Source organism: Hanstruepera marina, assembly GCF_019880635.1.
GTDB lineage: Bacteria > Bacteroidota > Bacteroidia > Flavobacteriales > Flavobacteriaceae > Hanstruepera > Hanstruepera marina.
On the sequence record NZ_JAINVX010000003.1, the window covers coordinates 1 to 12,646 of the forward strand.

5 protein-coding genes and 1 tRNA gene are annotated in these 12,646 nt (G+C 35.8%); 2 read left to right on the forward strand and 4 right to left on the reverse strand.

The window, feature by feature from the left end:
- From K7G76_RS10455 to K7G76_RS10470, 4 genes are all read right to left on the reverse strand, one after another.
- On the reverse strand, nt 1-2,953 hold a 2,953-nt coding region (locus K7G76_RS10455; RefSeq protein WP_223034167.1), incomplete at its 3' end, for a M14 family zinc carboxypeptidase.
- A 182-nt stretch (nt 2,954-3,135) separates the two neighbouring features.
- Nucleotides 3,136-3,942: a T9SS type A sorting domain-containing protein gene (locus K7G76_RS10460; protein ID WP_223034168.1), complete on the reverse strand. Its 807-nt coding sequence runs from the start codon at nt 3,940-3,942 to the stop codon at nt 3,136-3,138.
- Nucleotides 3,943-4,357: 415 nt separating this feature from the next.
- On the reverse strand, nt 4,358-10,198 hold the full coding sequence (locus K7G76_RS10465; RefSeq protein ID WP_223034169.1) for a LamG-like jellyroll fold domain-containing protein: 5,841 nt from the start codon (nt 10,196-10,198) through the stop codon (nt 4,358-4,360).
- A gap of 324 nt (nt 10,199-10,522) precedes the next feature.
- A tRNA-Ser gene (locus tag K7G76_RS10470) sits at nt 10,523-10,607 on the reverse strand.
- Between the two features lie 175 nt (nt 10,608-10,782).
- On the opposite strand from K7G76_RS10470, the gene K7G76_RS10475 reads away from it, so the two are divergent.
- Both K7G76_RS10475 and K7G76_RS10480 read left to right on the forward strand, forming a co-directional pair.
- Complete coding sequence (locus K7G76_RS10475; RefSeq protein ID WP_223034170.1) at nt 10,783-11,412, forward strand: NAD(P)H-dependent oxidoreductase; 630 nt, start codon at nt 10,783-10,785, stop codon at nt 11,410-11,412.
- A gap of 11 nt (nt 11,413-11,423) precedes the next feature.
- Complete coding sequence (locus K7G76_RS10480; RefSeq protein ID WP_223034171.1) at nt 11,424-12,617, forward strand: DegT/DnrJ/EryC1/StrS family aminotransferase; 1,194 nt, start codon at nt 11,424-11,426, stop codon at nt 12,615-12,617.
- The last annotated feature ends 29 nt before the right edge of the window (nt 12,618-12,646 follow it).

Consider the following 12,646-nt stretch of genomic DNA (forward strand, 5'->3'; position numbering starts at 1 on the left):
TAGCAGGTTCCGCCGGTTGCGTACCCGTCACGTCCCATGAACAGGTTGTATTGTTAAAGGTCGCGGTCTCCCAACATTCCGTAGACGGTTCCGCTGGTTGCGTACCCGTCACGTCCCATGAACAGGTCGTGTTGTTAAAGGTCGCGGTCTCCCAACATTCCGTAGACGGTTCCGCTGGTTGCGTACCCGTTACGTCCCATGAACAGGTTGTATTGTTAAAGGTTGCGGTCTCCCAACATTCCGTAGCAGGCTCCGCAGGTTGCGTACCCGTCACGTCCCATGAACAGGTCGTGTTGTTAAAGGTTGCTGTTTCCCAACATTCCGTAGCAGGCTCCGCAGGTTGCGTACCCGTATTTTCCCATTGGCAAGTTGAGTTGTTATAAACATAGTTGTCCCAACAGTTAGTTGGAGTAGGTGAAGCTTGTTGATTTACTGTAACTATTGCTATACAACTATCTGTATTGCTTGAATTACTTGGATCAGTTGCCGTTAATGTAACATTATTTGTTCCAATGTTTGTACAGTCAAAACTTGATATATCAATAGATAAATTTCCAGCACTTCCACCGTTATTAATATCAGAAGCAGTAATACTTACGTTACCGCCAACATCTAAAGTGATTGTGATGTCTTTACAGTCAGCGATAGGAGTAATCGAAGCATCAACTGCTGTTAAGCCAATGTCATCAATTGCCATATCACTTCTATTGCCACTAGCTGTACCAATAAACCGTAATCTTACATAGTTGTTTACATATGATGTCAAATTGATAGTATTTGGGTTCCATCCAGTTCCTTGATTTCCAGAAAGAGTCCATAAATTTGACCAATTTCCACCATCATTTGTAGATATTTGTAACGTTAAAGATCCCATTTGGTTACCATACATACTGTAATCAAAAGAGAAACTAGCACTTGATTTATTGTTAAGGTTAAAGCAAGGACTATTTAAGATGGCAGACTGACCATTCCTACTACTGGATTCAGTATACATATACCAAGTACCTTCAGAAGCTGAAGATGGTCCAGTGCTATTTGTAGGAGTTCCGTTTGAATCTCTCGTCCAATCAAAATTGTCTCCAGTGTCTTGATACCAATCTCCTAAACCACTTTCAAAACCTTCATTGTATGGGAAGGATACTATTAAAGTTCCAGAACAAGGAGGAGGTAAAGTTGTTGTAAATAAAACAGAAGCACTGTAAGAAGATGTGTTGCTATTACAGGTACTTCTCACTTGTACTTCATATTGTGTGTTTTGGGTTAAACCTGACAAGTTAATAGTTGCATTGGAAGTACTAACTGTAGTCCAAGTTGGTGAGCCAACCACTCGATAGCGATAATCATAATCGGCTCCTGTAATAGCATCCCAATTAATATCAGCAGTAGTAGCTGCCACATTACTGGCGGCTAAATTGTTTGGAGCTGATCCAGCCACAGGATTTAAAAGTATATCAGCTAAAGTTTTGGTTTCATAGTTTGCAATGGTTTGACTACTTAGGGTAAATGGTTCGTAGCAATCTGCCTCGAATAAAATATCATAAGTTCCTGCGTAAACAGGTCTATAATAATCACCATGAGGTAATGAACTTACTGTATGGGAATTTACATTATCATGGCCTACAAGAGTAATGGTAGCTTCAATAGGATTACCTGTTACGGCATCCTTAACAATACCATGAAATCCGTAAGTCCCCTGTATTAAATATTCAATTAAGGCTTCTTGATTATAGTTCCAGTGATTTACTAACTGATTAGCTGGAATTAATTTAACATCAGATAATTCTATAGTAGTTTCCTTACACTGATGGTAATAATTCATAAAATCCTGGCGACCTCCATAAACACGGTACCAATCGGCTCCATGAGTAATACCATTATTTAGATAATCCATATAGCCATTAGGGCTATTGGCTTGAGCATTATCGGCATATTCTCTTGAAATGTGAATATACCAATCATCATCTGCATGTCTATCATATGTATTATCCCAAGGATAGTTGACAACTTCAACACCACCATGAAAATTAGCAGAGATAACAAAGTGGTTGTTATCTGCTAGCGTCATGAAATGTTGTGTTTCTAATTCATATGAAGTATGTCCGTTTGCATGAGGACCAGCAACATTGTCTGGATAGTTTCTATTTAAGTCTAAACCATTGGCATTGGCGCGTCTGGCATTTGCTACAGAAGTATTTGATGCATTATTATAATAGGTTCCGTCTGGATTTGCCATTGGGTTAATCCATACTTCTGAATTATCTATAAGATTTTTAATACGTAAGTGGTCAGAATGCCCAGTGTCTTTATAAGCTGTAATAAAATAATTTATCAAATTAAGCATTAGGGGATAACCTGTAATTTCATCACCATGAATTGATGAAGTATACATTAGCTTTGGTTCTGCTTCATCTGTTGAAATATTATCTGACAACTTAATAAATAAAAGTCGTTTGTCTCCACCTCCAACGCCTTCAGTTGTTCCGCCTATATCAACAAGCTCACAAATATCCGGGTGATTAATGGCAAACTCCTGCATTTGTAATTCATAATCGGCATAAGTAGGGTATGCTGATAATGGGAAGGTCAATGGATAAGGACCTCTTCTGTTTGATGCTGGAAGTTGGTTTGACATAACTATGCCGTCTGCAATATTATCTGAAGCATTAACAGTTATGTTATATCCTCTTTGTTGAAATTGTCTAAATTGATTGCTATTTGCCCAAGCATAAACAGTTTGATTATTTGGGTTGTAATTAAGAATAGAAATTTCATTAGAGAATTGTTCTAACTGTCTTGCATTATCAATTTGAAAACTAAAGGTTACTTCTCCTTTACTTCTTAAATACTCTTCAGCTCTTTGTAAGTCTCTATTTTGAGAGAAAGTATTTGAGAAAGAAAAAATGATAATAATAAAAAGTAAAAATATTTTACTTTGAGGGTAATTTAATTTCATCAGATTTGGGGTTTAATGAATTATATGCGGCTAATATAAATGTTTTTTTAATAAAACATCTATGAAATGCAAAAAAAATCGATGAAATGCATTTTTTGATTTAAAATGATTACAATAGAAATTAAAGATGAAACGCTGTATTTCTAGATTTAATAGTAGGTTAACCTAGAAGCGACGTTTAATTACTGTAGAATAATTTTTTTGGTAACAATGCCAGTTGTGGTGTAAATTCTAACTAAACCATAAGGGGAATTCGTATTGTTTAGTTTTACTCTAACCGCTTTTGAGTTAATGTTTAGTTTTGAAAGAATTTTTTTACCCAATAAGTTATAAACTTCTATTTTGGTTATTAAGTTATTAGCTGAAACATTTAGCTCATTATTATTTCTATAATACTTTATTTGAGCTATTGGGTCTATTTGGTCGTCTATAGAGAGTACAGACTCACTTTCGTCACTATCGTTAGTTTCATTTTGATTGGTAAAAGTGATAAAAAAACGATCTAGATAGTCACCACTAAGAAAATCGCCAGAAAACGAATTATCATTAATTAAGGTATAGGTGTTTAATATGGAATCATATACAAACACATTAATAGAGTTGTCAAAATTTTCCAAAGCAGTTAAGGATATCTCAATCGTACCATCATTAGTTAAAAACATACCCAAAGGATATTGGTTGGTTTCATGAAACTCTCCAACGCCTTGTATTACAAAACGTTCTCCATCAATTATCCAGTTTAAATCGTCAGGAAAACTATCATAGGTTTGTGTGTCATATCCATAATCAACACCTTCTGTTGCTGCATTATCTGGAGTAAAGCCTAATAATAAATGCCTTACGTAACCATTAGGCATAGTAAAATCAAGGCGAACGCGTTGCATTTGACTATTGTATTCAGCAATACTTAAATTATCTGCTTTAATAGGTGAAATTTCAATAAATAAGAAACATAACACCAAAATGGATAAGTAGGTAGTTTTATTCATTTTATTTGGTTTTAAATGAATGATTTTTCGATTTGGGATAGCAATATATGAATTATATCAAAAAACATCCGTGAAATACATAAATATTCGATGAAATACATATTATATTATTCTTACCGTTGTTCAACTTTCTAATTAAAATTTTTGATGATACTTTGTTTTGGTGACACGTTGTGTCATAAAAAACACATAATATCCTGTCTACTTTTGCACCTTGTTACAAGATATTAGCCCAGTTAAACAGTTTTTTTTCATATTAATTTGGTTAATTTTATTGATGATTGTTTAATAATTTAATAGCTAATATTTTTAGAAGAGCCTTACTGTACAGTGAGGCTCTTTGCTTTTGTATATTAACTGAAAGGCATTAAAAAAAGCGACCAATTGGTCGCTTTTTGTTAAGTGATTTTGTTTTTTATTGCTTTACAATAATTTTCTTATTTATTGTTTGATTATTGTCTGTGACCACTTTTATAATATAGGTTCCATCTGTAATTCCTTTAACAGGAATTCTAATTTCAGGCATGGATAGATAAATACTTGCATTAGTAATTTCCCACGAGTTAACAGTTTGTCCAAGTATTTGAATTAAGAATACTTGTTTAACCCTAACACCATTAGATACATTAATATAAATCTCTCTAGAGCTATTTAAGTAGTTAACTAATAATGATTGCGATATTTCATTTTCTTCTATAGATAAAAAGCTATCATCTTTAAATGTAATAAAGAATCGGTTATTATATTCACCAGCATCCATTTCTAGTCTAAAATTACTATCGTTGATTCTGGTGTAAGTGCCAAGTAAAGAATCATAAACATAAACATCTATTTCAGTTTCAAAATTCTCTAAATCTGTTAATTTAATTTCAACAGTGCCATTATCAGTTAAGAACATATTTAACGGGTACTCCTTATTTATGTCAAAGTTACCTACGCCTTGGATAACATAGTTTTCATTTTCAATAGACCACGATAAATCACTATTGCTAGACTCGTCTAAATTCTTGGCATCATAAGCCCAATCTACACCATCAGAGGCATAATCACTATTGGTAAATCCTAATAGTAAAGGACGTTTTCCGCCATCTGGAGCTTTAAATTCCAATCTTACTCTTTTAATAATGTCTTCAGTTCTGTCTTGGTTATTGTTTGAATTTCTAATATAAACTGAACCTTCATAACTGTCTGCTGTATAGGCTTCGGTTGAATAAATACGTTGACTGTTTTTGAAAATAATATCTCTTGATGTATCTGTAAAAGTTTCAGCTTCTACAAAAAAGCCTTGCCCAACAGGAACATACCTTTCAGGTATCTTAGTGCCATTATTGCTTATTATTAAATCTGGATGCTGTACTGCACCAACTCCACCAGTAAAGTTTAGAGCTGCATAACCACCTTCATATAACTCTGTGATATGTGTAGCGTTTGATGTATAATGTTCCCAGAAGTATAATGTACCTTTAATACTGTTAGTACCACCTGGACCATTGTCTAAAATAAATTCTCTTGAATCTATTGCTGATGGATATGGATTCCCTACTAACGATTGTTGCGTAGAACCTATAGGTGTTGTAATAGATCCATTATTGGGCTTACCAACAAAAACATAATTTTGATCTGCAGTTGCATTGCCACTGCCTTTCATGGTATATCCTAATCCAATAGGAATTTGTCCAGAAGAGTTAATATACTCCCATGAATAGTAATCTTCAGCAGGATTATTGATATATGCATATAACCATCTGGTACTTACTTGAGCAGGGTTGCTAGCCGCAGCAGTATAACTACCTGTCCAATTAACAGGTCGCCCCATTGGATTATTAACTGTAGTCGTTCCATCGCGTAATACACTTCCTATTGAGTAACTATTGCTATTATCGCTAGCAGCGTTATTAGGTGCAACAGGAGAACTCCAATAATTATAATTAAATGGGTTAGCAGTACCTTGTTGGTCACGTTCAATATAGCCTAAACTAGTATTGTCAAAAGTACTTTCAATTATTTGTGTGGCATCATATTTCTTCTGAATTAATTGCGATTCACCTACTAAATCTATTTTACCATCTAAGTCTAAATAATGAGTAACCCAAAGCATTTGACCTGTATTGTCCTGATCTTGGGAACTACCAGGGTTTGAAATGGTTAATTCTTTATTGGTTGTATCAGAAATTAAACCAAGCACAGTAATATCCTTATTCCCCGAATCTATATCATGAGATATTTGCACGATATTCCAATCAATTGGAGTGGTATTGTCTATACCAACACTATTTGGCGCATCCCAAACTTGGAAATGTGTCCAAGTATCATCAGTTCCCCATTCTTGCCCATCTATACGTGATGTGTATGGTATTGGTGCATTTTCAGTTTGCTGCGAATTAATATTATGCAATTTACCAGAAATAGATCCAGCATATGGTGTTAGCTTACCACAATTATCATCCATTCTATAATAGCCTAAAAGATTGTTCCAAGATAATCCAGGAATATCAAGAGGAATAACTTCACCGGCTACTGCGCCTCCATTATCTCTAATTTCCTGATTCATGGTTTCCCTTAATTGATTAACGTTTAGTGCAATATTCCACAATCGTATTTCATCTATCCAGCCATTGAAAAACCGCTCTTTACCTGCGGGGCGTTCAACAGCACCAACAATACAATCACTAGTGTTAGCAGTTGGAGCACTTCCATTTGCTGAATGGATTTCAATACCATCTATATATAGATAATATATGTTGCCTTTATGAATTACGGCAACATGGTACCATCTATCATCATCCAAATAAATTGAGCTAGTATTTAAACTACTTCCGTTATAGCTAAAGACCAATCTTCCTAAATTATTTAGTTTAAGGTCATATCCCGTATTAACATTGTTAGGGTCTCTTTTTGAAATTATAGTTTGTTGGCCACCAATATTTTCTGGCTTAATCCAAGCAGAAATACTAAAATCACCAGATAAATCATAGTTGTCATCGAAAGTAATATGGTCATCACTGCCATCAAAATCGACATCATTACAATTAGCTATTTTTACATTAATAGTGCTACTACATGTTACAGCATCATTAGCACCAGGAGACGATTCAGATTCAACCACAACAGTCCATGTTAAGGTGTATTCACCAGGTTCACCAATAAATCTTGAGTTTGGACTATTGGCATTGGTAAACGAGTAGGTTGGGTTACAACCACCTAAATCATCGATTACAGTTGCTGTCCAAAATCCATTTTTGCCTGTTCCAACAGGGTGGTTCGGAGCTATAATATCTGGAGTTCCAGCATTATTATCATGGTCATAAGACTGACCGGGATAAATATAGGCTCCAGGCTCCCAAACACCATTATTATAATTATCTAATGCCGAAATGGTATTATCGTATGCAGCCAATTGAATATCAGCTTCGCCACATTCTTGTCCAGTAGTTAAGTCAACATCCAATCCAGCATAAGCTAAACTAGCGCTAACGTCAATAAATTCGGTTCCTTCATCACCTTCTGAACGACAACCATTAATTAATGATGTTACACCATATACTTGAACACCTGGTGTAATAGGTGTAATTGTAGTGGTGGCACCAGTAGTTACAACAACACCATTTTGATCTGTCCATTCAATGACCTCATCTATAGGTGCTTGAGGAATATTTATATTTTCAAGGGCCCAAGCACTATTTGCTGTGCCATAATAGGTGAATTTTATTCTTAAACCAGTCATACCAATATAATCCTGTAAATCAAGTGACATATGGTTATCTACATAAGTTGCTTCAATGGAGTTGTTACATTGGCCGCCTCCTATAGTATCATCAAAAACAGTTGTTGCAGGACCGTTTATTTGATCTAATAAAGTAATAGGATATGTTGCACCTGAATCTACAGATAGTTCAACTTTTATCCAAGCACCAGCTTCTAAATAGTAGGCTTGGTCAAATTCTAGAGTAGCAGAAGTTAGACCTAATGTATTAAAGATTGAAGTCTCTAACGTTGATAATGGAGTGATAGTATGATTGTTGTTTGGCTGGTTTACATAAGGTGGTATTCCGCTTACAATGGCAAATTTAGTGCCATCAAGTGAGGCATAACATCTTCCGTTAAATTTTTTAGGACTAGTTGTTTCTTTCCAGTAGGTATTATTGGTGTTACTTCCACCAGCAGACATTTCTGCGTCACCATCAACAGACCATCCTAGGTTGTTTAGATTGGCTTCATTAAACAAACCACCATCATTTAGATCTGGGTTTATACCAAATGCACTTTCTGCGGTTACAGTAATGACATCTCCAATACAGTTATCGAATGAACTTGGTCCTACAATTGTTGGTGGTACATCAGGAGGAACAACGGCTACATAAACTAAATTAGAATAAGCTTGACAAGAACCAATTTGAACAACGGCTCTAATTAAAGTGGTCTGTAAAATATCATTAAAGTTATAGGTATTTGTAGTGTTGGCAACAGAATTCCAATTTAACCCACCATTAATAGAATATTCCCATCTTACAATACTCCCTGTATAGCCACTTAATGTTAAAATTGCGTTTTGAGGTTCGTCCGGACAGGCTGTAACCTCAATAATAGTGTCTGCATCAGCTGCAGTTTGAGTATTGGTCAAATAGCCAACTGCATTTCCGCCATTTATATTAGGGCTTGTAATAGTTACTGTTGATATGCAAGTGTCAGTATTTCCACCAGCATCTGTAACTGTAAGCGTTACTATGTTAGGGCCAATATCCGTACAGTCAAAGTTTGATTGAGATAGTGTATATGTTAAATTACCAGTCCCGCAATTATCTGTCGACCCATTATCTAGTTGTCCAGCTGTAATTGTTGCTGTTCCTGTAGTGTCATCTAAAGCTACTGTTAAATCCTGGCAATTAGCAACTGGGTCTACAGTATCATTAATCACAACATTTTGGTCAACGTCTATACTATTGCCATTTCCGTCATCAAAAGTCCATGTAATAACATAAGCACCTTGAGTGCTATATGAAGTGGGATCACTGGTAGTTCCCGAAATGGTTCCACTACAACCATCAGTTGTTGTAGGTGTAGGAACTGTTGTGGAACATTGAGCAGTAATTACCGGTAGTGTTGGAATTGTAGGGTTATTATTATCAATAACGGTAACAATGGCAACACAGGCGTTACTATTTCCACTAGTATCAGTTGCTGTAAGGGTAATAGTATTGCTACCAACATCAGAACAATCAAATGTTGATTGAGAAAGGCTTAATGTAATTGTTCCACAGTTGTCAGATGAAGAATTATGTATATCGTTTGCTGAAATAGTAGCATTTCCAGAAGCATCAAGATAAATGGTGATATTTTGGCAAGTCACATTAGGCGCTGTAGAATCGATAACGGTAATGGTCTGTGTATCTGTAGTTGTATTGCCACCATCGTCAGTCACACTCCATTCACGAACAATGGTACCGACACCGTCAGCAACGGTATTGGATGTTTCGGTATAGTTTACCGACAGGGTGGTATCGCAGTTATCTGTAGCGGTAACCGTAGCAGGGGCCGGAATGGCATCACACTGTACGGTGGTATTAGCAGGTACGCCAACCAGAGCAGGCGCTGTAGAATCGATAACGGTAATGGTCTGTGTATCTGTAGTTGTATTGCCACCATCGTCAGTCACACTCCATTCACGAACAATGGTACCGACACCGTCAGCAACGGTATTGGATGTTTCGGTATAGTTTACCGACAGGGTGGTATCGCAGTTATCTGTAGCGGTAACCGTAGCAGGGGCCGGAATGGCATCACACTGTACGGTGGTATTAGCAGGTACGCCAACCAGAGCAGGCGCTGTAGAATCATTTATTGTAATTATTTGGGTAACAGTTGATGTTGCGCTATCACATATACTCGTATAAGTCCAAGTTCTTGTTATTGAACCTCCACAAGCAGTGCCATTAAGTGCACTATCTGTTCCGGTCACAGTACCAGAAGTTGAGTTGCAGTCATCATTCCAGGTTAAGTCAACCATTGCCGGAATGTCACCAATGCATTCAACTGTCACATCACTAGGGACGCTCGAAAAGTTAATATTGCGAAAGTTCGAATAGTTATTTTGAACGGATTCATAATTAAAAGACACGTAATTTTCTATCGATAAATTTGAATCTAAAGTAGGTAGACTCTCATCATATCTATGACTTTTCGATAGAATTCTTGAATAACCAAACACATTGATTACCAAAAAGGTTCCAAGAAGTAAATACAATGTAATTTTTTTCATACTCAAATAGTTAAAAGTTAGGGGCTTAAACCTTGTAACATAGCTAAACATTATTAAAATAAATGGATTAAAAAAGGTATAACAATGCTTAATCTGTTATTCGGTTTGCTATTAACCGTTCAAGAGGGATATAACAAATGTATTAGTAAAGTTGTAGGCTAAATAAAATATTCGATTAAATACACCAATACTCTATATACTGCTCTAAAATATAAATAAATACCTAAAAAACAAGAGTTTATACTTTTTTTGTATTTCTATAGAGAGTAGGTTATTATTGATTTCAAAAACAAAAAAACCAGAACATTTTGTTCTGGTTTCTAGCGGAGAAAGAGGGATTCGAACCCCCGGAGGTGTGACCCTCAACAGTTTTCAAGACTGCCGCATTCGACCACTCTGCCATTTCTCCTTGAGTGCCTCATTAGGTATTCCCTAAATGCGGATGCAAATATAGAACCCTTTTTCGTTTCTTTCAAATAAAAACTAAAATTTTTAACCAAAGTTTTTCAGGAGCCTACAATTAATAGAAAATCTATTGGTTGATGCCAAACAGGATTAGTACTTTTGTATACAAATTATAAGATATGGGTGTTATAAATAAGCTGCAATGGCGATACGCTACAAAATCCTTTAATCCAGCAGTGGAAGTAAGTGATGAAAAGCTTCAAATAATTAAGGAATCTTTTAATTTAACTGCTACATCCTATGGCTTGCAACCCATCAAATTAGTAGTTTTTGGAGATAAGGATTTACAAACCAAACTGATCCCTGCTACTATGAACCAGAAGCAAATAGCTGAAGCATCGCATGTGCTGGTATTTTGCATTGAAACTGTGATTGATGAAGAATTTGTTTTGGAGTATTTTAACCGTGTTCATGCTATTCGCAACACACCAAAAAGTATATTGAAACCTTTTCAGGATTTTTTAATTTCAGATTTTGAAAAGAAACCTCAAGAGTTAATTGAAGAATGGGCTACTAATCAGGCTTATCTAGCAATGGGCAATATTTTAACTGTTTGCGCTTTAGAAGGCATTGATTCCTGCCCTATGGAAGGCTTTGACAGTGAAAAATATGATGACATTTTAGGGTTGAAAAAACTCGGATTAAAATCTGTACTTTTATTACCAATTGGTTATCGTGCCGAAGATGACATGTTTGCCGATTTTAAGAAAGTAAGGCGGCAACTTAAAGATTCTGTAATTACCCTTTAAAAAATTAAATTATGCCAGGATTTGAATTGTTTGGAGATAAGGAACGTAAAGAATTAAGTGATGTACTAGGCAATGGCGTCTTGATGCGTTATGGTTTTGACGGAATGCGAAATGGTCATTGGAAAGCCAAGGAGTTGGAACAAGCTCTTGAAGAAAAATTACAGGTTAATCATGCGCAATTGGTTTCTAGTGGTACTGCAGCTGTTTCTGTAGCTTTAGCATCTGCTGGAATTGGAGCAGGAGATGAGGTGATTATGCCTACATTTACTTTTGTAGCGAGTTTTGAGGCCATCATGATGCTAGGAGCTATCCCAATTTTGGTAGATATTGATGATAGTTTAACACTTGATCCAAAAGCTGTAGAAGAAGCTATTACTGATAAAACAAAAGCCATTATGCCAGTTCACATGTGTGGTAGCATGGCCAATTTAGATGCATTGCAAGCCATTTGCAAAAGGCATGATTTATTACTAATTGAAGATTCTTCTCAAGCCACTGGAGCCACTTACAAAGGGAAGCCGTTGGGTAGTATCGGTGATTTGGGTTGTTTGTCGCTAGATTTTGTAAAAATAATCACTGCAGGTGAAGGCGGAGCTGTTTTAACCAATAACGAAAAGTTTTATAGACATGCTGATCACTATTCCGATCATGGACATGATCATATAGGTAATGATCGCGGCGCGGAAACCCATCCGTTTTTGGGCTATAATTTCAGGATTTCTGAATTGCATGCTGCTGTTGGATTGGCACAATTACGTCGTTTGGATGAGTTTGTGGCTATTCAAAAAAAGAATTACACTATTATACGTGAGGCACTTTCTACTATTCCAGAGGTAACTTTTAGAGCAGTTCCAGAAGGTGGTGAAGAAAGTTATTCCTTTTTGAATTTCTTTTTACCCGATTTGGAAATATCAAGACAGGTTATTCAGGCTTTTAAGGAAAATGGCATTGATGCTTGCTGGAATTATTATGATAATAGTTGGCACTACATCAGAAAATGGGAACACCTTAAAGAACTTAAAACACTTTATCCGTTATCAGCAGAAGTAAAAGCTGAATTGAAATATCTGGAATCCAAAACCTTTGAACAGTCTGACCATTATATTGGAAGAAACATTTCTTGCTTAATTAAACTGTCTTGGACAGAAGAGGAGGTTCTTGAACGTGCAAATAAGATGGCAAAAGCAATTACATCTGTTTTGTAATTAGGTTTTAAAATCTTTTTTTATACTTT